Raw genomic sequence first — 22,408 nt, forward strand, 5'->3', positions numbered from 1 at the left:
ATACAGGAGGAGTAAAGGATGAATCAAAAAATAATGGCTGTGATAGCAGCAGGGAGCATGCTGTTTGGAGGCGCCGGTGTATATGCGGGAATCAACCTGCTTGAGATGGATAAGCCCCAGACTGCAGCAGTTCCCGCGACGGCACAAGCTGACTCTGAACGGGATAAAGCTATGGACAAAATCGAAAAAGCGTATGAGTTAATTTCGAATGAGTACGTAGAAAAAGTTGATAGAGAAAAGCTGCTCGAGGGAGCCATCCAGGGAATGCTGTCTACGCTAAATGATCCTTATTCTGTTTACATGGACAAGCAGACAGCTAAGCAATTTTCTGATTCTCTTGATTCCTCATTTGAAGGCATCGGGGCTGAGGTTGGCATGGAAGACGGCAAAATTATTATTGTTTCCCCATTCAAGAAATCGCCAGCGGAAAAAGCCGGGTTGAAGCCTAATGATGAAATTATCAGCATCAATGGAGAATCGATGGCCGGCAAGGATTTAAACCACGCTGTGTTAAAAATAAGAGGAAAGAAAGGGTCCAGTGTTTCAATGAAGATTCAGCGGCCCGGAACGAAGAAACAACTGTCATTCCGGATCAAAAGAGCTGAGATTCCGCTCGAAACAGTTTTTGCATCAGAGAAAAAAGTGCAGGGGCATTCTGTCGGATATATCGCCATCTCTACTTTTTCTGAGCATACCGCAGAGGATTTTGCAAAAGCATTGAGAGAGCTTGAGAAAAAAGAAATAGAAGGACTAGTCATTGATGTACGCGGCAATCCGGGCGGATATCTTCAAAGTGTGGAAGAAATACTTAAGCATTTCGTTACAAAGAATCAGCCGTATATACAGATTGCTGAACGCAATGGTGATAAAAAACGTTATTTCTCAACATTGGCCCATAAAAAAGCGTACCCTGTCAACGTGATTACGGATAAAGGAAGTGCCTCCGCATCAGAAATTCTTGCCGGCGCGTTAAAGGAGGCTGGCCATTATGATGTTGTAGGCGATACGTCTTTTGGCAAGGGAACGGTTCAACAGGCTGTGCCAATGGGGGACGGCAGCAACATCAAATTAACGCTTTACAAGTGGCTGACGCCAAATGGAAACTGGATTCATAAGAAAGGAATTGAGCCGACCATTGCGATTAAGCAGCCCGATTATTTCTCCGCAGGGCCATTGCAGCTGAAAGAGCCGCTTAAAGTGGACATGAACAATGAAGACGTCAAGCATGCGCAGGTATTGTTAAAAGGTCTCAGCTTTGATCCGGGACGTGAGGATGGCTATTTCAGCAAAGACATGAAAAAAGCGGTTATGGCCTTTCAGGATCAAAACAAGCTGAATAAAACGGGTGTAATCGACACACGCACTGCAGAGGCACTGAATCAGCAGATAGAAAAGAAAAAATCAGATGAAAAAAATGATTTGCAGCTTCAAACAGCATTGAAATCATTATTTGTCAATTAAAGGAGATGGTATTCCATCTCCTGTTTCTTTATGCTTAAAGAGATTATGGATCATAAGTCACATAAAAAATGAGTTTTTGACAAGAAATTAAAAAAATTTTCACAAATAAACATTTATAAAGGACTGTTATTACCCGATATCAATATATGAGAGAGACTTTCTAACGAGTTAATATGCATTTAAAATGAAACTTTTGCAAGTTGCCTAGTCTTTGTTTACTTCATACAATATAAGAAGGTTCTAAAAAGAACAGTAATCAGGTTTATGGCAGCTGAACGACAGGTATTTAAAGAGTAACGTTAGCGAGAATGCTTGTTAGCACTCCAGTACTGCTGCGTATACTGGCCCGTGCTTATCTGGATAAAGAAAATGGGGGTTCACAATTGAAGAGGGCAAGTATTGTGCGTGAGAAAAAATATTATGAATTAGTGGAACAATTAAAAGACAGAACACAAGACGTAACATTTTCAGCTACAAAAGCACTAAGTCTTCTTATGCTGTTCAGCAGATATTTGGTCAATTACACCAATGTCGAATCAGTAAATGACATTAATGAGGAATGTGCCAAACATTATTTTAACTACTTAATGAAAAACCATAAGCGATTAGGAATTAATTTGACAGATATAAAAAGGTCGATGCATCTAATCAGCGGGTTACTGGATGTGGATGTAAACCACTATTTAAAGGATTTTTCACTATCGAATGTCACGCTGTGGATGACGCAAGAGAGATAAACTCTCCTGAGGATATCCAAGCCATTTAATATTTGATAGAATATGAGTAACATGTTTGGCTTGAGGCGGTGAGAGATAGTGTCTGTTCAATGGGGAATTGAACTGTTAAAAAGCGCGGGCCTGTTCTTCTTACACCCGCTTTTCTGGTTTTTTATCATCATAACTCTGGCTTTCGGCTATGTAAGAATCAAACGAGAACGCAAAACCTTTCATACAAGAATAGCAGATATTTATGATGATCTGAAATTTACATATACAAAGGGACTGATTCCAGGTTTTCTTTTGTCAGTTGTTTTAGGTGGACTCGGATTATCGATTCCTCTCGGTTTACTTGCGATTATTGCCGTTATTACTGCAGCGGCAGCGTTCACTCTTCGCGCAAACTGGATGTCTGCTGCATATATCGTCAGTGTGAGTATGCTGATAGGTTTTGGACTGCAAGTCTATCAGGCTGAGCCCTTTCTGGAGAGATTTCCGCAAGGATTTGCAGTTGTTTGGCCGGCTGTGGCTGTGTTTCTAGGTTTGCTGATTATCACTGAAGGAGCGGTTGCTTATCGTTCTGCGCATGTGAGAACATCACCGGCGCTTGTCGTAAGCAGCCGCGGTTTGCCGATCGGACAGCAGCTGGCAAACCGGGTTTGGCTTTTGCCGCTGTTCCTTCTCGTGCCCGGTAATGGTTTAGAATCGCATCTTAGCTGGTGGCCGGTGTTTACTGTTCCCGGCGGCTCATTCCATTTTCTATGGATTCCTTACTTTGTCGGATTCGGACAAAGGGTACAGGGATCGCTGCCTGAAACGAGTATAAGGATCACAGCGAAACGCGTTTGTATTCTCGGCCTTGCCGTCACAGTTCTTGGTGCAGCGAGCTTGCTTTGGACGCCGCTTGCGGGTGCAGCCGTCTGTACAGCTTTGTTAGGACGCATTTTTCTGTCTATAAAGCAAAGGGTGAATGATAACGCGGCTCCGTTTTATTTCTCGAAACGGGATCAGGGCTTGATGGTGCTTGGGATTATCCCCAATACGCCGGCTGAGGACCTGGAATTGAAAATCGGAGAAATCATTACAAAAGTCAATGGGATACCGGTTAAGAACGTTTCCGATTTCTATGAGGCGCTCCAGCATAACCGGGCATATGTGAAGCTTGAAATTATCGGTTTGAATGGAGAAATTCGTTTTGACCAGCGAGCTTCTTATGAAGGAGAACATCATGAATTGGGCATCCTCTTCGTAAAGGATGAACGTGAAGACGAAGCAGCCGCTTCGGGATCATAAAAGGCAGCCCGGCACCGCAGGAAGATGCGGGGCCGGGCTGTTTTGTATTACGCTGAGTTTTTTTCAATCCGTGCCGTTTCATCAGATTTGATGCCCAATGAAACAAAAACGCCGATAATGGATACAGCAAAGAGAATCATAAATAGGGTGTGATATCCCGAAATCAGGCCGATTAAGGCTGATGAAATGATGCTTCCGAAATAGCGGAAGGTCGAGAAAATGCCGGATGCCACTCCTGACATACTAGGATCTACTGTGGCAAGGGATGACACCTGCATGCTGGTCAGACCGACTCCGGAAGCAAGTCCGCCAAGGATAAGAGACAGCATGAGAAACAAGACGGAATGCGAGCTGCTTAACAGCAAAAATAATAGATTCGCTCCAGCCATCATAGCAAATGAAAGAAAAATGATTTTTTTTGCTCCCCACTTATGATGGAACTGTGCGCCCACCCAGTTGCTGGCTGACATGAAGATCGAAAATACAGAAAGCGCCATCCCGCTGTTAGACGTAGTAAGCCCAAATTGGTTCGTCATGAACAACGGCATGATCAATAAGACGGCATACATCATTAAATTGCTTAACAAGACTGATAGATTGGCATTTGTAAAGGTTGAGCTTTTAAACAGTGCAAAGTCAATGATTGGATGCTGCGTACGTTTTTCTCTTCTGAAAAAAAGCGGAACAAAAAGAAGTATTAATACACTGTATACCGCATAACCCCACGAAGCCTCATTTTTCGTCAGCAGGATAATGGAAACGATGCTGCCTGCAAGCAAGAGAGAGCCGATGATATCCAGCGGCGCGTCAGATTTATTTTCTTTATATTGAGGAAACATCGTTAATGCCGTAAATAAAGCAATGGCGAGGAACGGAATGTTGACCCAAAAAATCGAATGCCAGCTGAAGCTGTCAATCAGTATAGAGCCGATAAAAGGCCCGAGTGCTGCACCAAGTCCCGCGCCCAGTCCGAAAAATCCAAACACTTTCGGCAGGCGTTTTTCAGAAACCACATGCCGGATAATGGCAATGCTGTTTGGCGTAAGCAATGCCCCGCCGACTGCCTGCAATGCCCGAAAGACAATTAACAGGAGCAGACTTGGTGAGAGAGCGCAGCCTAGGGATGCGAATAGAAATAGGCCGACTCCCCATAAGTACATTGTTTTATTGCCGTACATGTCACCGAGCTTTCCTGCAATCGGCTGTGTGACTGCCATCACGATTAAATAAACGGTAACCACCCAAGTGATGCTTGCGAGGGATTCGTTATACGTATGGGAAATAGATGAGAGCGCGACCGCGATCATCGTTGAGTTAATGGGAACCAGAATGGCCCCCAATAATAGCGAGACGATCAGCGCCCATTCTTTTCTTGAGCTCATTGGGATCCTCCTTTTTATTATGCCAAGGAGTTAATCAGCAGAAATTCCTTTGACAAATAAAGCTGTGCTGTGCTCCAGCATTTTTTCCTGGGGCATTGATATGACCCGATTTCCTAAATGGAGACGGTGAATGAAATAACCGAAGATAATCGACATGAACACGTCGGCATGCTCCGCTTCATTTCCTGTCTGAATAACCCCTTTTTCACCCATCGTTTTGAGATAATCAACCAATAGCTGTTTCATAGATTGGGGATATTCAGTGACGTGGTTAATGACATCCTGAAACATGGCCGGTTCACGAAAGCTGATTTTAATGATATCTTTTCTATGTTCGAGCTCCTCCAAGAGACAGGTTCCGATATGAAGCAGGTCTTTGTACAAATCCCCTTCGGTTTGTTCCAAAATGCTGCTTCTGTTTGGAGAATGCTGAGAAAGCAAAGCCTCAACTAGTCCTTGTTTGTTTTTAAAGTTTCTGAAAATCGTCGCTTCACTTACGTTTGCTTTTTCTGCGATTTCTTTTGTAGTCGTTGCGCGATATCCTTTTTGGACGAGCAGCTGCATGGCAGCGTCAAGGATTCTCTTGTTTGTCGGTCTCAATACGTTTCACCTCACGAATATACTGGCAGGACAAGTATACACCCGCCCCGCTTGTATAAGAAAGAGGGGACGCATCAGGACCGGCTGACAACTGTGATTTTGCCGCTGCTTCCGTCAACCGTGATGATGTCTCCGTCTCGCAGTCTTTCTGTTGCCGTGCGTGTGCCGAGAACGGCTGGAATGCCGTATTCACGGGCGATAATCGCAGCGTGAGACAAAATGCCGCCCGTGTCTGTAATAACCGCTTTGGCGTCTTGAAACAGGCTGGTCCATAGCGGTGTGGTCATCTTGCAAACGAGTACGTCCCCAGGCGCGAATTGAGAAAATTCATTGGCGTCCCGAATGATCTTCACCGGACCTGTCGCAATGCCGCTTGACGCCGCAATGCCAAAAATATGATTCTCTGTGTTTTTTTCATCCTCTATCACAGCGCCGACAATTTCTTCAGCAGCTTTTAGCTGTTCTTTTGTCGGAGTGCCGAGATAGGCAGGGGCTTGGGCCAGCTCATACTCATGAAAGGTCTGCCTGCGTTTTTCAGCCTTTTCTTGCAGGGATACAGGATGAAGAAGCGCGTGTTCCACTTCGTCGTCATATAAGAACCAAAGATCCTCACGATCTTGAATAACACCGTTTTCCGCCAGCAATTCACCTACCTTCAGCAGAAAGATTCTCGCCTTGGCATCCAGCATGGCGTCAATATAAAAGTGGTGATCATCTTTTATATTTGCAGAGTTCAGCGTCCATTGATAAAGGCGGTCAAATTCTGTGCGTAAATCGGGATCTTCTATGTTTTCCAAGAATTCATTGTATAATTTCTCTCGTTTTTCTTTCGTTTTCTGAAATTCATTGTCAAAGTGATAGCCATTACGGACATAATTTTGAATATTGGCTAGAGCAAAATACGGATTTTCCGCCCAGATTTGTTCAATCAGATCATGACTTTTTACAGATCTCCATCCGTATTCATGCAAGAATTCATGGATATTCTTCAGGAAGCGTCTTCCCTCATCTGTTTGTTCCAATTTCTCTTGGAGCTGTTCAGGCTTGTTGTTTTCAAAAATGGCCAGAAGGTGCGGGTTCTCCTGAACTTCAACGGAAAAAAGCCATAGGCAGCGGTCAGTTTCCAGTGATTTGTTCATTTTTCCTGTCAGCATCTCGTAAAAATGAGCGTTTTCGGACTCTCCTTGAATGTCCTGATACATCGCTTGCAGTTTGTTTGTTAAAAGGATTTGCGGGAAAACGATATTGAAGTGCTCTTCATAAGCCGTGAGATAAAAGGCCTTTAGTTGTCGAAAAGCATCCAGTGCGCTTTCTGCAGTATGCTCAGTTTGTGCGAGCTGGTCCAGTGTCCGGTAAAAAGGAAGATAGGTGTGATTGATGATGTCATACATCCGCTCCGATAAAATTGGGAAAAGCTCTTTGCCACAGTCTTCAGAAGGAGGCTGTTGTCCTCCTTGATTTTTGGAATAAATATGTCCGCGATAAAGTTTTACTTCATCAACAACTACACCAATCGGGAACTTTTGCATGCTCTTCTTTAAGCCATATTCCAATGCCGGCACGATGAAGGATGAAAATAACGGACTCACCGGACCTTCAATATTAGACTCCATGTTAAGCCAGAAGTCATTCATATCAGCGTCGGTAATCATGAAGCTGCGTTTTTCTTCTGCCGCTTTTTTGTCCTGTTCAATGGTTGTAATCGGGCGAGCTTGCAGAAGGTATATTTGATGATCAGCAATTCCAAATTCTATATCAACAGGATACCCGTACAGGTCTTCAGTTTTTTTTGTGATTTCAGCCAAATCAATCACTTGTTCATCTGTAAGGCAAAAACGGCTGCGCATGTCTTCACTCGTTTCCTTTTCAGCAATTCCTTCTGCCGCAGACTCCATGTAGATTTCTTTTGCCCCTATTTCTTTCTGAATCTCAAACGAAGATTTATGAACAATGAACGTGTCTGGGGTAACACTTCCTGAAACGACAGCTTCACCCAGCCCGTAGCTGGCGCTGATTAAAAGCTCTCTATCATCATGGGTAACAGGGTTGCGGCTGAAAATAACACCTGACACTTCTGAATCGATCAGCCCCTGAACGACCACTCCCATTAACGGCTCTGTAATTTGATTGTTCATTTTTTTCTTGTAGCTGCTGACCCGCCCTGAAAAAAATGAGGCCCAGCACTCTTTCACTTTAGCCAGAAACTCTTCCTCTGTTTTGATATTTAAGTAGGTTTCATACTGACCCGCGAATGAGGCGCCTTCTAAATCTTCCGAAGCAGATGAAGAACGCACGGCTACGGATCGATATGATTCTCTAAGCTGATAAAAAGAACTAGTCAGCTCATTTTTCAGCTCTTCCGAAAATGTTCCGGAAATGATCCCGCTTTCGACGCTCTTGCTAGTCTCTTGAAGCTGGTTGTCCTCCATAAAACGTGCGAGCGCGTTCGTTTGAATAATAAACCCATCCGGAACAGGAAGACCGTGTTTGGTCAATTTAATCAAATTCATTCCTTTTGCTCCAGCCAGCTGGCTGGACTCTTCTGCCTGGCGAAATAAAACAGAATACATAGTTGAAACCCCTCTCTCCTTCATTTTATTTTTCTCTCTAGTCTTTTTATGGCGGAGCCTGTGTTTAAAAATGATAGTAAACACTATCATTCCATTGTAGGTTTTCAGGAAAATGCTGTCAAACGCAGAAAGTCCTAAATAAAATGAATAGTTAAGTTAGTTATATTATCATGAAATATACGGATGAACTGGTGCTGTATACCTATTTTCTTTTATTCTAGGAATCTGGCGGCGGACTTGATGATGTAATAGAAAAAGTGCCGCTGTGTGGGACAGCAGAACAATGTCCAGCACCAAAAATGCAAATATGGTGATTGATTTTGGATGAAAAGGGGTATGGTGTAGGAGAGGGAGCGAATGCATGATTGTCCGATTCTTCATTTTTTACTATAATCAGATCAGATGAAGAATCCCTGAGGAGGGTTTTTGTTGATTACAAAAGCCGTTTTTGCATTGTTTTTCCCTTTTATGCTTGTCGTTCTATTTACTAGAGTCACGTTTAATCATTATGTGGCGATCGCTCTAACAGCTGCATTGCTGTTTGCCTCTTATTTAAAAGGCTATACAGAAACGTATTTTATTGTAGGATTGGATGTTGTATCTCTTGTGGCTGGCGGACTGTATATGGCCAAAAAAGCTGCAGAGAAAAAAGAAGAATAATCGGACATAATGAATATAAAGACCGAATACCTGCTTTTACGTTTAAAAAGCAGGTTTTTTATACACAAAAACAGCTGGAAATAAAAAACCACCGAACTTTAGTTCGTATTTTTAGTGATTTTGCTTTCCATTGTGTTACTATATCTATAGGAAGATTTCGTTAAAGAAACGGAGGCTTATTTTTGTGAAAGATCGCTTTGAGTTAGTCTCGAAATATCAGCCCCAGGGAGATCAGCCGAAAGCCATTGAAAAGCTTGTAAAAGGAATTCAGGAAGGCAAGAAGCATCAGACTCTGCTGGGTGCGACAGGAACTGGGAAAACATTTACGGTGTCCAATTTGATTAAAGAAGTCAATAAGCCGACTCTCGTGATTGCCCATAACAAAACTCTTGCTGGACAGCTTTACAGTGAGTTCAAGGAATTTTTTCCGAACAATGCTGTCGAGTACTTTGTCAGCTACTATGATTATTATCAGCCGGAGGCGTATGTGCCTCAAACGGATACATTTATAGAGAAAGACGCTAGTATTAATGATGAAATTGATAAACTGAGACACTCCGCCACATCGTCTCTGTTTGAGCGTAGAGATGTCATTATTATTGCGAGTGTGTCTTGTATATACGGCCTCGGTTCGCCTGAGGAATACCGGGAAATGGTCGTGTCATTGCGGAGTGAAATGGAAATTGAGCGCAACGAGCTGCTCAGAAAACTTGTAGACATTCAATATGCCCGCAACGATATCGACTTTCAGCGCGGTACATTTCGTGTGCGCGGGGATGTAGTGGAAATCTTCCCGGCATCCCGTGATGAGCATTGTATCAGAGTTGAATTTTTCGGTGACGAAATTGAACGGATTCGGGAAGTGGATGCGCTGACAGGAGAAATTCTCGGCGATCGTGATCATGTTGCGATTTTCCCGGCGTCCCACTTCGTAACGCGGGCCGAGAAAATGGAGAAAGCGATTCAAAATATCGAGAAAGAGCTTGAGGAACAGCTGAAAGTTATGCACGAAAACGGCAAGCTGCTTGAAGCGCAGCGTTTAGAGCAGCGGACAAGATATGATCTTGAAATGATGCGTGAAATGGGTTTCTGCTCGGGTATCGAGAACTATTCAAGACATTTGACGCTGCGGCCTCCAGGTTCAACGCCGTATACGCTGCTTGATTATTTCCCAGACGATTTTATGATCGTAGTGGATGAGTCGCATGTGACCATTCCTCAGGTGCGCGGCATGTTTAACGGAGACCAGGCGCGGAAACAGGTGCTCGTGGATCACGGCTTCCGGCTTCCATCAGCGCTTGATAACCGTCCGCTTCGTTTTGAGGAATTTGAAAAGCATATGCATAATATCGTGTATGTATCAGCAACACCAGGGCCGTACGAGATTGAACACACAGATGAAATGGTCGAACAGATCATTCGTCCGACGGGGCTTCTTGACCCGCTTATCGACGTTCGTCCAATCGAAGGCCAGATTGACGACTTGATCGGCGAAATTCAAGCAAGAATCGAGCGGAATGAACGGGTGCTTGTGACAACTTTGACAAAGAAGATGTCAGAGGATCTGACCGATTATTTAAAGGAAATCGGCATTAAAGTAAACTATCTGCATTCTGAGATTAAGACGCTTGAACGGATTGAAATTATTCGTGACCTGCGCCTTGGCAAGTACGATGTGCTTGTCGGCATCAACCTGCTGAGGGAAGGCCTGGACATTCCCGAAGTATCCTTAGTTGCGATTTTGGATGCGGATAAGGAAGGCTTCCTTCGTTCGGAGCGTTCGCTGATCCAGACCATCGGGCGGGCAGCGAGAAATGCGGAAGGCCGCGTCATTATGTACGCCGATAAAATAACGAAGTCTATGGAAATTGCGATTAACGAAACAAAACGACGCCGCGAGCAGCAGGAGCGGTTTAACGCAGAGCACGGCATTACGCCGAAAACGATAAATAAAGAAATTCGCGATGTCATTCGTGCCACAGTAGCAGCTGAGGATAAAGCGGAATACAAAGCAAAAGCCGCGCCGAAGCTGTCGAAAATGACGAAGAAAGAACGCCAGAAAGTCGTTGAACAGATGGAGCATGAAATGAAGGAAGCCGCCAAGGCGCTTGACTTTGAAAGAGCCGCGGAGCTTCGCGATTTACTTTTAGAGCTAAAAGCGGAAGGATGATGAACAAATGGCTATGGATCGGATAGAGGTGAAGGGAGCCAGGGCGCATAACCTGAAAAATATAGATGTAACGATTCCGAGAGATCAGCTTGTCGTTGTCACGGGTTTGTCCGGATCAGGTAAATCCTCCCTTGCCTTTGACACGATATATGCTGAAGGACAGAGACGGTATGTCGAATCGCTGTCTGCTTATGCCCGCCAGTTTTTAGGGCAAATGGATAAGCCTGATGTTGATGCAATTGAGGGACTGTCTCCCGCCATCAGCATTGATCAGAAAACAACGAGCCGCAATCCGAGGTCTACTGTCGGTACGGTAACGGAGATTTATGATTATCTGCGTCTTTTATATGCGAGAGTAGGGAAGCCTCATTGCCCAGAGCACGGAATTGAGATTACATCCCAGACCATCGAGCAAATGGTGGACAGAATTCTGGAATACCCGGAACGGACGAAGCTTCAGGTGCTGGCGCCGATTGTCTCGGGTCGAAAAGGCGCTCATGTCAAGGTGCTTGAACAGATTAGAAAACAAGGCTATGTCAGAGTCAGAATTGACGGCGAGATGGCTGAGCTTTCCGACGATATCGAATTAGAAAAGAATAAGAAGCATTCCATTGAGGTTGTCATTGACCGGATTGTGGTGAAAGAAGGCGTGGCAGCCCGGCTGTCAGATTCATTGGAAACGGCACTCCGTTTAGGTGAAGGACGGGTTATGATTGATGTCATCGGTGAGGAAGAGCTGATGTTCAGCGAGCATCATGCCTGTCCGCACTGCGGATTTTCAATTGGTGAGCTTGAGCCGCGGCTGTTTTCGTTTAACAGTCCGTTTGGGGCGTGTCCGACGTGTGACGGTCTCGGAATGAAGCTTGAAGTGGATGCCGACCTTGTCATCCCCAATCAAGATTTGTCATTGAAGGAGAATGCGGTCGCCCCTTGGACACCGATCAGTTCACAATATTATCCTCAGCTGCTTGAGGCAGTCTGCACCCACTACGGGATTGATATGGATGTGCCGGTCAAAGATCTGCCGAAGCATCAATTGGATAAAGTGCTGTACGGCAGCGGAGACGACCTGATTTATTTCCGATATGAAAATGATTTTGGACAAATTCGTGAAGGTGAAATTCAATTTGAAGGCGTATTGCGCAACATTGAAAGACGCTATAAAGAGACAAGCTCTGATTTTATCCGTGAGCAAATGGAGCAGTATATGTCCCAAAAATCTTGTCCGACGTGCAAAGGCTATCGGTTAAAGAAAGAGGCGCTTGCCGTATTGGTTGACGGACGCCACATCGGAAAAATTACTGAGCAGTCTGTAGCCGATGCACTCGCCTTTTTCAAAGGCCTTACCCTTTCTGAGAAGGATATGCAGATCGCTAATTTGATTTTACGCGAAATTGTGGAGCGCTTAAGCTTTCTGGACAAAGTCGGCCTCGATTACCTGACATTGAGCAGGGCAGCGGGAACGCTGTCCGGTGGAGAGGCACAGCGCATCAGGCTGGCGACTCAAATTGGCTCGCGCTTATCCGGTGTGCTTTATATTTTAGATGAGCCGTCTATCGGTCTGCATCAGCGTGATAACGACCGCTTGATCAGCGCACTGAAAAATATGAGAGACCTGGGGAACACGCTGATTGTTGTCGAACATGATGAGGACACGATGATGGCAGCGGATTATTTAATAGATATTGGACCGGGTGCCGGCATTCACGGCGGACAGGTGACATCTGCAGGTACGCCGGAAGAAGTGATGGAAGATCCAAACTCATTAACTGGCAGCTATTTATCAGGGAAAAAGTTTATCCCATTGCCTCCTGAAAGAAGAAAGCCGGACGGACGTTACATTGAAATCAAAGGCGCTTCAGAAAACAACCTGAAAAAAGTGAATGCCAAGTTCCCGCTTGGGACGTTTACAGCAGTTACAGGTGTTTCCGGTTCAGGAAAGAGTACACTCGTTAATGAAATTTTGCATAAGGCGCTGGCGCAAAAGCTTCATAAAGCGAAAGCGAAGCCCGGCAGCCATAAAGAAATAAAAGGTTTGGATCATTTAGACAAAGTCATCGACATTGACCAGGCGCCAATCGGTAGAACGCCGAGATCCAACCCTGCGACATACACCGGTGTATTTGATGACATTCGCGATGTATTCGCGCAGACAAATGAAGCGAAGGTCCGCGGCTATAAAAAAGGCCGCTTCAGCTTTAACGTGAAGGGCGGTCGCTGTGAAGCCTGCCGCGGAGACGGGATTATTAAAATTGAAATGCACTTCCTTCCTGACGTATACGTTCCATGCGAGGTATGCCACGGCAAACGCTATAACCGGGAAACGCTTGAAGTGACGTACAAAGGAAAAAGCATCTCTGATGTGCTTGATATGACGGTTGAAGATGCTCTTTCTTTCTTTGAAAATATCCCGAAAATCAAACGCAAACTTCAAACCCTTTATGATGTTGGTTTAGGTTATATTACGCTCGGCCAGCCGGCGACGACCTTGTCGGGCGGAGAAGCGCAGCGCGTGAAGCTCGCATCAGAGCTGCACAAACGCTCGACCGGACGCACGCTCTACATTTTAGATGAGCCGACGACAGGTTTGCATGTCGACGATATCGCCAGACTTCTTGTCGTGCTGCAACGATTGGTAGACAACGGAGACACTGTACTGGTTATTGAGCACAACCTTGATATCATTAAGACGGCCGATTACATTGTGGATTTGGGCCCGGAAGGCGGAGCCGGGGGCGGAACCATTGTCGCGTCAGGAACGCCTGAGGAAATCACCGAAGTGGAAGAATCGTATACAGGCCGTTATTTGAAGCCTGTTATGAAGCGTGACAAAAAACGCATGAAATCGCTCTTGGAAGCGAAAGAAACGGCTACATCTTAAAAAACTTTATTAAGAGAGAACAGCTTGTCAGCAAGTCCATCCATGGGCTTAGCAGGCAAGCTTTTTCTTTACGGCATAATAGGTTTAGAATCGTCTTTGGGTAAAATTTCTTTGGGAAAACGCCTAAACATTTACAAATTGCTGTCGATATATGAATTGAAAGGCGGATGAAGATTTCCAAATCAAGAAGACAAACCCTATTAAGGGGTTTAAAGGCATCTTAATCAATAACTGAATCTACATAGGTTAGAAGCTTTATTGGAATCTCATACGCCAGAAATCAAAGAAAAGGAAGTCTTTGATTTCAAAATAAATACACATGGAGGTAATTTACACATGAGAATTAACCACAATATCGCAGCACTTAACACACTGAACCGTTTGTCTTCAAACAACAGTGCGAGCCAAAAGAACATGGAGAAACTGTCTTCAGGACTTCGCATCAACCGTGCGGGAGATGACGCAGCGGGTCTTGCGATCTCTGAAAAAATGAGAGGACAAATCAGAGGTCTTGAAATGGCTTCTAAAAACTCTCAAGACGGAATCTCTCTTATCCAAACAGCTGAGGGTGCATTGACTGAAACTCATGCAATCCTTCAACGTATGCGTGAACTTACTGTTCAAGCTGGTAACACAGGTACGCAAGATGATACTGACCTTCAAGCGATCCAAGACGAAATGGACTCTTTAATTGAAGAGATCGGTGGGCAAGACGGAAGTAAAGGTATTGCGGACCGTACGCAATTTAACGGTAAAAACCTGTTAGACGGTTCTTTTTCAGAAGCAAGCGGTAAACAGCTTACATTCCAAATTGGAGCGAATGGCGGACAGCAGTTAAGTGTAAACATTGAGAGCATGAAAGCTGCTGACTTAGGTTCAGACGCTATCAAAATCAAAGATATTAAAGTAACAGATTTCACAACTAATTCATTTGACGATCAACTTGGAGCTATCGACGCAGCAACGAATCAAGTATCTGCTCAACGCGCTAAACTTGGTGCGGTACAAAACCGTCTAGAGCACACTATCAACAATTTAGGGGCTTCTGGTGAAAACCTGACAGCTGCTGAGTCTCGTATCCGTGACGTTGACATGGCGAAAGAAATGAGCGAGTTCACAAAGAACAACATTCTTTCTCAAGCTTCTCAGGCGATGCTTGCTCAAGCAAACCAACAGCCGCAAAACGTACTTCAATTGTTACGTTAATTTCTGAAAAGCTATCTCTTTCTGATAGTCACAGCTTGCCGACAGAGTCCATTTACTGGATGTGCCGGCAGGCTTTTTTTGTTACAATCATGGTGTGACAGCTAGGGAATCACTTGTTTTTTCAAAACAAAAAAGGCAAGATATTATCATCTAACCTTTAGCTTTGTTTCAGTTATAATGATGAAATGTTTTCTGCAATTATAAAGTCTTCTTATACAGCTGCTTACTTACACTCATTAAATCTTGAACAATATGCGTGCTGCTGCTATCGAGGAGCACTTTTATATATTGGATATCGTGAGAGATCGGGAAGGGACCGTGAATCTGTTCAAGCTCGGCGATCATTTCACGATTCATTCTTTTTTGTTCATGAATCAGCTTTAACACGGATTCTTGTGTTACTGTATAGTCACTGGTATCTTTCTCCATTGCTTGTCCAGCCTCCTTGGTTGCCGTAAGCTTTTTACATATTGTAATCGGTATAGCCGGAAGATTCTACTTCTAAAACTTTTTAAAATCCAATTTCCGTAAATCGGAGCATGTCTAAAGAATGAATTTGAAACCTGAAGAGATTTTAAACGTATAAATAAGTAAAACGTCCCTGATCTTTTGTCATGGGCAATTCACAATAGGAGTGAGGATTAAATTGAACCGTAATCAAGCTATTATTGCATCACTTTGTTACTTCAGTGTGTTCATTGCGCCAATCATTGTGCCGATTGTCGCTTATTTTGTAGTAAATGAGAAAGAAACAAAACGCCATGCGATACGTTCTCTTATTTCTCACATTGTTCCGTTTGTCGGCTGGCTGTTCCTTTTTATTGCTTTACTTGGCGGAGCTATTGCGATTGATGGAGACAGCCTTCTTCCCGTATTTGTAATCATTGGGGGAGCGGTTATTTATTTCTTGGTTGTCATTGGCATTATCATTTGGAATGTGATTCAGGGCATTAAGGTCCTGCGTGCAGCATAAGTAGACAATGGGGAGGAGATCGTAATGAAGCAAGAAAAGGAACGAATCCTTAAGCTTGTTGAGGAAGGGAAGCTTACCGCACAAGAGGCTTTGACACTGATTGAAAAGCTTGACAGCGACTATAAGGAAAAAGAAGAGAAAATCACAGCGCTCTCAGTTCACGTTCATGACGAGGAAGAGCCATTTACAACGGCAAAAAAAGAGAACGGTAAGCCGTCTTTAGGAGCCAAGCTATTTGACTGGATTGATTCTGCTGTGAAAAAGGTCAAGGAAGTTGACCTTGATTTAAACTTCGGCCATGCATATGATGTTCAGCACATTTTTCAATTTAAAGATACTGACTTTTCCAGTGTTGAGCTGCAAATTGCCAATGGCAGCGTGAATATCGTCCCTTGGGAAGATGAGGATATCAGAGCGGAATGCCAGGCAAAGGTATATCGCGCTGACAGCCAGGATGCAGCGAGACATGCATTTCTTCAGCATATTGAATGCGAAATCAAAGGAAATAAGTTTTTTATCCGTACTGAGAAAAAGACGATGAAAACGAATGTCACTTTGTATATTCCTCAAAAGGAGTATGATAAGATTCGGGTGAAGCTGTTTAATGGACCGATCAGAGGGGAACATTTACATGTAAAAGAGTTCTCAGCGAAAACGACAAACGGCGTGCTGTCGTTCTCACATTTAACAGCTGGAAAAGCCATTGCTGAAACGGCCAACGGGCAAATTAAGCTCGCCAGCCACAGCTGCGGAACGATAGAAGCGGAAACCATTAACGGATTGATCGATCTCCGAGGGAAAAGCGAATCCATTGACGTTCAAAGCTTTAACGGAAATATTGCGATTAACGTAACAGAATCAGACTGCCGCTCCATTTATGCAAAAACAACGACTGGGAGTGTGGAGCTTGCGATTCCAGACGATCTCGCAGTGAAGGCAGAGCTGAAAAGCAATCTTGGTTCGCTGTCCCATGAATTAATGGATGTTGAGATGCTGAAGGAAAAAAATGAAACCATTCAAAAAGAAATGATGTTCACTTCAAATCAGGCACATGATCAAAACATCACCGTCTTCTCAGAATCACTAACAGGCGCCATCAAACTAAAGTACTCACAGAGGTGATCGAATGAATAAGCTTTATCGCTCAGAAAAAAATAAGAAAATCGCCGGTGTTATCGGAGGTCTCGCGGAATATTTCAATTGGGACGCATCACTCCTCAGAGTCATAACTGTCATCTTAGCCATTATGACAAGTGTCTTGCCGGTTTTGCTCATTTATATCATTTGGATTTTTATCGTCCCGTCAGAAAGGGATATGAAATGACATGGTAAAATGGGCAGTCAGCATTTTAGTCAATGCATTGTTATTAATCGTCATTGATGGATATATTGACTCCATCCATATCAGCAGCATTGGGGCAGCGATTATCGCCAGCCTCATTTTATCGATCTTAAACGTGCTGATTAAACCGCTTTTAATTATCTTTACACTGCCGGTCACCATGGTGACGCTTGGGCTCTTTTTGTTTGTGATTAACGCCATCACGCTGATGATGACCGCGTCCATTATGGGTGACAGCTTTCAAATCGACGGCTTCGGCACAGCGATATGGGCATCCGTTATCCTGTCGGTCTTCCATTTGCTGATTCAAAAAGGCATTTTAGAGCCGCTTAGAAGAAAATAAAAAAAAGCTGCCGCAAAGGCAGCTTTTTTACATGTGGTGTTTGATGTTATTCTGCGAGCGTTGCATGTGGGGCACAAGGCAGAAACTCAATACAGCAAATACAACTCCTAAAAGTCCAAATGACATGGCTGACGGCATTAGTGTAAGCAGATAAGCTGATACCATTGGACCTGCCGCCATCCCTGTATACCTGATAAAGTTAAACATTCCGATTGCACTCCCTCTGTTTTGCTCAAATTCATTGGTGATCATTGTGGAGTACAATGGAGGAATGGCCCCCATTGAGATGCCAAACAGAGCCAGTGTGAGAGCCATGAGAATGAGAGAAACGGAATGTGTAACAGCGAACAAGATGATACTGATGGCCGCGATCACATTGCTGCCAATAAACAAGGGGTGCAGCCCGATCTTTGCCTGTATTCTTTTAAACAGAAACGTCCCTGCAATCGTGCTCAGCGCCAGCGGCAAATATAGCAGTCCTGCTATGCTTACATCAATATGATAGTGCTCTGTCAGCAATATTGGGAGGTAGACGATCACCGCAAAATAAATGAAAAAGAGAAAAAAACTTAAAGTCAAAATGACGTTTCCTGTTCGATTTGTAAATATTGATTTATAATGAGCGAACAAATTGCCTTTGGCTTGCTGTTTAGATCCAGTAGGAGAATCTTTAGGAAAGGCGATGCTGTTTGTCACCAGCATAACGATAGAGATGGCCGTAAGGATCCAAAAAATCCCTTCGTACCCGGCTGCTCCTCCTATGAATCCCCCTAGAACTGGGGCGATAGCCGGTGCGGCGGACAGGAGCATTTGATACGTTCCCATTGCACTCCCGCGTTCACTGCCCGTAAACAGCTGGCTGATCGTTGTGGCAGCAATAAGAGGCAGTGCTGCGGAACCGGCTGCCTGTATCATTCTGAATATCAGAAACAAAGTAAAGTCAGTAGTCACCGCACAGCCGATGCTGGCTGCTGCCGTTGCCAGAATACCGGTAATCAAGACGATCCGAGCGCCTTTAAAATCAATGATGGCTCCTAATATAATTTGCATTATTGCTGTCACAATCATAAAAACTGAGACTGACAGGTTCACCATAGCTGCGGAAACATGGAATGATTCTTTAATGATCGGGAGAATAGGTGAATAAATGTTCTGGCTTAAAGATGCAAAAAATGCACTGAAGCAAACAGTGTATAAGATCAATGCCTTTGATTTTGTATGAGCCAAAGTGTACACCGCCTTTTAGTTTACTTTACAGGTTTGTTCGAAGTCCTATCGGTTTGTTCTGCTTCAAGTGTTGACGTCAACTGCTCTAGAAACTTCAATACAGCCTTTTGTTCTTCATGTGAAAATGAATCGAGGAATTGGTAAAAAGCCTGCTCCTTTTTTTTATGCAGTTTCTCATGTAAGTCGAAAATCCGTCTGCCTTTACGGGTTAATTTAAAATAAACTTCTTTTTTGTTATCTGTCAGCTGATAGCTGTTAATGAATTCTTCCTTGATCAGTTTTGTGCTGATTTTCGTTACATTCGCTTTCGATAAATTCATTTTCCTGGCGATCCCCGCGTTGTTAATGGGTTCATGCTGGCCGATACAGTCAATGACATGAATGCTTGTGATATTTTTAGGGATATCAATCACATCAATCACATCCTCTTCTGCAGCCTCCTTAAAAAATTGCTGAAGTGAAGTGTTCGCTTTTTGTTCATTAAGGTGCAGCATTCTCACGTATATGTCGTATATCATCTGCTTTGTCAAATCAGGCATAGGCTACCTTCTTTCTTAGGAATAATAGTTTACGATAAAACAATAAATAAAATTGTTTACTGGTGAACTATTTTATTTTATCTTTTCTTGCCTTCGTTGTCAATTGCTGGTGTTTAAACTTTATCCGGTGTTATGTCATGCTGAATAGGAGTGTAAAAAGTGTGTGAAAAATGTGATATTTACATTTATTTGAAAAAATATGTACTATTCATATTGACGGGTGGAACAATAAGGGATAAAATGACTAATGTTTACTAGTAAACATTTATTATGACATGAATATGAAAAAAGAAGTTTTGAAACTTAAAATAATTCACTTAGAAACTTTAAGTGCTGCCTGCCATTCGTCTTGTTCAGTTGTGCCAGTTATTCTATCTCATTTTTGAGGGTGATGACTTAAAGCGGGATAAGTTTTTAGAGGTGAATGAGATGACCGAAATGGTGACGGAAAGAAAGCCTGTAGTTTTTACTGCTGAGTCACTGACACAAAACTGCAGAGAAATATTTGAACGGCGCCGGCATGTTTTGGTGGGGATCAGCCCATTTAACAGCAGGTTTTCTGAGGATTATATTTACAGGTTGATTGGATGGGCAACAGCTGAATTTAATAGCGTTTCCGTTTTGCTTGCGGGGCATGAGGCGGCTAATCTTCTCGAAGCGCTCGGCACTCCCAGAGGCAAGGCTGAACGAAAGGTAAGAAAAGAGGTATCGCGAAACAGAAGATTTGCAGAAAGGGCTCTTGCGGCTCATGGCGGAGATTCGAAGGCGATCCATACATTTTCTGATTTCACGGAAAACAAAGCTTATCAGCTGATGAGACAAGAAGTTGAACATGCATTTTTTGAGGATCCTCATTTTCGGCATGCTTGTTTGGACATGTCTCGTGAAGCGATGATCGGTCGTGCGCGCGGAATCAGTTTGATAATGGAAGAGGTCAGTGAGGATATGCTGAATTTGGCTGTGGAATATGTCATTGCAGAGCTGCCGTTTTTTCTCGGAGCTCCGGATATTCTTGAGGTGGAAGAGACACTCCTTGTTTATCATCGTCCGTGGAAGCTCGGTGAGAAGATCAGTAACCATGAATTTTCTATTCGTATGCGGCCTAATCAAGGGTATCTCATTGTGCAGGAAACGGCGCAGATGCTTTCTGAAACACGGATCACATCTGAAGGATGATAGGGGGAGTGAACATGAATCAATCAATTAAGTTGTTTAGTGTGCTTTCTGACCAATTTCAAGAAAATCCATATGCTTATTTTTCACAGCTGCGGGAGGAAGATCCAGTTCATTATGAAGAGTCGATAGACAGCTATTTTATCAGCCGCTATGAAGACGTCCGCTATATTCTTCAGCATCCAGATATTTTCACGACAAAATCACTTGTTGAGCGCGCTGAACCCGTCATGCGCGGTCCTGTACTGGCCCAAATGCATGGGAAAGAACACTCCGCAAAAAGAAGAATTGTAGTGAGAAGCTTTGTAGGGGACGCATTGGACCATCTGTCTCCATTGATTAAGCAAAATGCAGAAAACTTATTAGATCCTTATCTAGAAAAAGGGAGAATCGATCTCGTCAATGATTTTGGAAAGACGTTTGCGGTGTGTGTCACGATGGACATGCTCGGGCTGGATAAAAGAGATCATGAAAAAATCGCTGAGTGGCACAGCGGAGTTGCCGATTTTATTACGAGTATCTTTCAGACTCCTGAAGCGCGGGCGCATTCTTTATGGTGTAGCGAACAGCTTTCCGATTACTTGATGCCGGTCATTGAGGAACGCCGCGTCAATCCGGGATCAGATTTAATTTCCATCCTATGCACTTCTGAATATGAAGGCATGGCGATGTCGGACAAGGATATACTGGCACTGATTTTGAATGTGCTGTTAGCCGCAACGGAACCGGCAGATAAGACGCTGGCACTGATGATATATCATTTGCTCAACAATCCCGAGCAGATGTATGATGTTTTGGCTGACCGTTCGCTAGTGCCAAGAGCCATTGCGGAGACGTTGCGTTATAAACCGCCGGTTCAGCTGATTCCGCGGCAGCTGTCCCAGGATACGGTGGTCGGCGGTATGGAAATCAAAAAAGATACGATTGTTTTTTGTATGATTGGAGCGGCTAATCGGGACCCAGAAGCGTTTGAACATCCTGACGTGTTTAATATTCATCGGGAAGATCTCGGCATCAAGAGCGCTTTTAGCGGCGCCGCTCGGCATCTCGCTTTCGGATCTGGCATCCATAACTGTGTAGGAGCAGCTTTTGCCAAAACCGAAATCGAGATTGTAGCCAATATTGTGCTGGATAAAATGCGGAATATCAGGTTAGAGGAAGGTTTTCGTTATGCTGAGTCCGGTCTGTATACACGCGGACCTGTTTCACTTCATATTACGTTTGACAGGGCTCAATAAGATTGAAAGGTCTCTCCCATGCGGGTGAGACTTTTTTTACATATATTTGATCCACAAGTTGAAAAACGCAGTCACTGTTTTTAAATCATCAATTGAAAATTCATTGAAAAGCTGTTTATATTGCTCCTTTGCTTTCTCATGAAGCTGTTCATGTAATGCCGCCAATTTTCTGCCGCTATCAGTTAGCGTATAAAAAATTTCTTTTTTGTTGCCAGGCTTTTTGGTTACTGTAATGATATTGTGTTTCAACAAAGCTTGAACCGCTTTTGAAACAGCGGCTTTTGAGATGTGTAAACGGGATGCTAAGAAGCTGTTGTTCACATTTTGGCTGGTATGTATGCAGGAAACAATGTGAAGCTGGGTCAAAGTCCAGTCTTTTTTGGGATGATCGTGATATTGTGAGGATATGCCAATGGATGGTATCTGCACCTTTTGCCAGACGCGTTTATCCCTTTTTAATGCGAATTGTTGTATAGCTTGAAATAATTCATCATGAATGCTGTTGTCCATCAATTTGCCTCTCTGATTTAATTGTTAACTGGTTAACTATCCTTAGTTTACTGGGTAATAGTGGGATTTTCAAGAGGTAGACGTTTTTTTGTTCTTTATGCACAAAAATGAACTCATAAGCTTC

General features: G+C 43.7%; 20 protein-coding genes. 13 read left to right on the forward strand and 7 right to left on the reverse strand.

What is annotated here, in order from left to right; genetic code table 11:
- The first annotated feature begins 18 nt into the window (after positions 1-18).
- From ctpB to minJ, 3 genes are all read left to right on the forward strand, one after another.
- Complete coding sequence (gene ctpB, locus BFW96_RS03235; protein ID WP_069838618.1) at positions 19-1,461, forward strand: carboxy-terminal processing protease CtpB; 1,443 nt, start codon at positions 19-21, stop codon at positions 1,459-1,461.
- 383 nt (positions 1,462-1,844) lie between these two features.
- The gene (swrA, locus tag BFW96_RS03240) at positions 1,845-2,198 is read left to right on the forward strand and encodes a swarming motility protein SwrAA (protein ID WP_015251121.1); all 354 of its coding nucleotides are present in this window, start codon (positions 1,845-1,847) and stop codon (positions 2,196-2,198) included.
- Positions 2,199-2,276: 78 nt separating this feature from the next.
- On the forward strand, positions 2,277-3,470 hold the full coding sequence (gene minJ, locus BFW96_RS03245; RefSeq protein WP_069838619.1) for a cell division topological determinant MinJ: 1,194 nt from the start codon (positions 2,277-2,279) through the stop codon (positions 3,468-3,470).
- A gap of 47 nt (positions 3,471-3,517) precedes the next feature.
- Here the strand turns inward: minJ and BFW96_RS03250 are convergent, their stop codons facing one another.
- The 3 genes from BFW96_RS03250 to BFW96_RS03260 all read right to left on the reverse strand — a co-directional run bounded on the left by BFW96_RS03250 (position 3,518) and on the right by BFW96_RS03260 (position 8,022).
- Positions 3,518-4,852: an MFS transporter gene (locus BFW96_RS03250; RefSeq protein ID WP_014665535.1), complete on the reverse strand. Its 1,335-nt coding sequence runs from the start codon at positions 4,850-4,852 to the stop codon at positions 3,518-3,520.
- 30 nt (positions 4,853-4,882) lie between these two features.
- On the reverse strand, positions 4,883-5,452 hold the full coding sequence (locus BFW96_RS03255; protein WP_069838620.1) for a TetR/AcrR family transcriptional regulator: 570 nt from the start codon (positions 5,450-5,452) through the stop codon (positions 4,883-4,885).
- Positions 5,453-5,526: 74 nt separating this feature from the next.
- Complete coding sequence (locus BFW96_RS03260; RefSeq protein ID WP_069838621.1) at positions 5,527-8,022, reverse strand: PEP/pyruvate-binding domain-containing protein; 2,496 nt, start codon at positions 8,020-8,022, stop codon at positions 5,527-5,529.
- A gap of 429 nt (positions 8,023-8,451) precedes the next feature.
- Between BFW96_RS03260 and BFW96_RS03265 the strand changes: the two genes are divergently transcribed.
- The 4 genes from BFW96_RS03265 to hag all read left to right on the forward strand — a co-directional run bounded on the left by BFW96_RS03265 (position 8,452) and on the right by hag (position 14,939).
- The gene (locus tag BFW96_RS03265; protein ID WP_003228053.1) at positions 8,452-8,682 is read left to right on the forward strand and encodes a CsbA family protein; all 231 of its coding nucleotides are present in this window, start codon (positions 8,452-8,454) and stop codon (positions 8,680-8,682) included.
- A 184-nt stretch (positions 8,683-8,866) separates the two neighbouring features.
- Entirely contained in the window at positions 8,867-10,852 is a 1,986-nt protein-coding gene (gene uvrB / locus BFW96_RS03270) for an excinuclease ABC subunit UvrB (protein WP_069838622.1), read from the forward strand.
- Positions 10,853-10,859: 7 nt separating this feature from the next.
- Positions 10,860-13,733, forward strand: a complete 2,874-nt coding sequence (uvrA, locus tag BFW96_RS03275) for an excinuclease ABC subunit UvrA (protein ID WP_069838623.1) — start codon at positions 10,860-10,862, stop codon at positions 13,731-13,733.
- 336 nt (positions 13,734-14,069) lie between these two features.
- Positions 14,070-14,939 (forward strand): flagellin Hag, encoded by an 870-nt coding sequence (gene hag / locus BFW96_RS03280; RefSeq protein ID WP_069838624.1) that lies wholly within the window; start codon positions 14,070-14,072, stop codon positions 14,937-14,939.
- Between the two features lie 198 nt (positions 14,940-15,137).
- On the opposite strand, the gene BFW96_RS03285 is transcribed toward hag, so the two are convergent.
- Positions 15,138-15,368, reverse strand: a complete 231-nt coding sequence (locus tag BFW96_RS03285; protein WP_040081687.1) for a hypothetical protein — start codon at positions 15,366-15,368, stop codon at positions 15,138-15,140.
- 217 nt (positions 15,369-15,585) lie between these two features.
- Here BFW96_RS03285 and yvlA point away from each other — a divergent pair, with 217 nt between their 5' ends.
- From yvlA to BFW96_RS03305, 4 genes are read left to right on the forward strand one after another with little or no spacing between them, the layout of a single operon-like run.
- Positions 15,586-15,912 carry a protein YvlA gene (yvlA, locus tag BFW96_RS03290; protein WP_014665526.1) on the forward strand — a complete coding sequence of 109 codons (327 nt, stop codon included), beginning with the start codon at positions 15,586-15,588 and terminating at the stop codon, positions 15,910-15,912.
- Positions 15,913-15,936: 24 nt separating this feature from the next.
- The gene (locus tag BFW96_RS03295) at positions 15,937-17,034 is read left to right on the forward strand and encodes a DUF4097 family beta strand repeat-containing protein (protein WP_069838625.1); all 1,098 of its coding nucleotides are present in this window, start codon (positions 15,937-15,939) and stop codon (positions 17,032-17,034) included.
- 4 nt (positions 17,035-17,038) lie between these two features.
- Entirely contained in the window at positions 17,039-17,236 is a 198-nt protein-coding gene (locus tag BFW96_RS03300) for a PspC domain-containing protein (RefSeq protein WP_003228065.1), read from the forward strand.
- 1 nt (position 17,237) lies between these two features.
- Positions 17,238-17,597, forward strand: a complete 360-nt coding sequence (locus BFW96_RS03305; protein WP_069838626.1) for a phage holin family protein — start codon at positions 17,238-17,240, stop codon at positions 17,595-17,597.
- Between the two features lie 27 nt (positions 17,598-17,624).
- Here BFW96_RS03305 and BFW96_RS03310 read toward each other — a convergent pair whose 3' ends face one another.
- Together BFW96_RS03310 and BFW96_RS03315 are read right to left on the reverse strand one after the other, a co-directional pair.
- Positions 17,625-18,824, reverse strand: a complete 1,200-nt coding sequence (locus BFW96_RS03310; protein ID WP_069838627.1) for an MFS transporter — start codon at positions 18,822-18,824, stop codon at positions 17,625-17,627.
- A 20-nt stretch (positions 18,825-18,844) separates the two neighbouring features.
- Positions 18,845-19,363, reverse strand: coding sequence for a MarR family transcriptional regulator (locus BFW96_RS03315; RefSeq protein WP_069838628.1), 519 nt, complete (start codon positions 19,361-19,363; stop codon positions 18,845-18,847).
- Positions 19,364-19,792: 429 nt separating this feature from the next.
- Here BFW96_RS03315 and pchC point away from each other — a divergent pair, with 429 nt between their 5' ends.
- Together pchC and cypX are read left to right on the forward strand one after the other, a co-directional pair.
- On the forward strand, positions 19,793-20,539 hold the full coding sequence (gene pchC, locus BFW96_RS03320) for a cyclo(L-leucyl-L-leucyl) synthase (protein ID WP_069838629.1): 747 nt from the start codon (positions 19,793-19,795) through the stop codon (positions 20,537-20,539).
- 14 nt (positions 20,540-20,553) lie between these two features.
- Positions 20,554-21,774: a pulcherriminic acid synthase gene (cypX, locus tag BFW96_RS03325; protein WP_069838630.1), complete on the forward strand. Its 1,221-nt coding sequence runs from the start codon at positions 20,554-20,556 to the stop codon at positions 21,772-21,774.
- A gap of 36 nt (positions 21,775-21,810) precedes the next feature.
- Here cypX and BFW96_RS03330 read toward each other — a convergent pair whose 3' ends face one another.
- Positions 21,811-22,284 carry a MarR family transcriptional regulator gene (locus BFW96_RS03330; RefSeq protein ID WP_069838631.1) on the reverse strand — a complete coding sequence of 158 codons (474 nt, stop codon included), beginning with the start codon at positions 22,282-22,284 and terminating at the stop codon, positions 21,811-21,813.
- Between the last annotated feature and the right edge of the window lie 124 nt (positions 22,285-22,408).

The organism is Bacillus sp. F56, from assembly GCF_001748205.1.
In the GTDB taxonomy this organism is placed as follows: Bacteria; Bacillota; Bacilli; order Bacillales; family Bacillaceae; genus Bacillus; species Bacillus stercoris.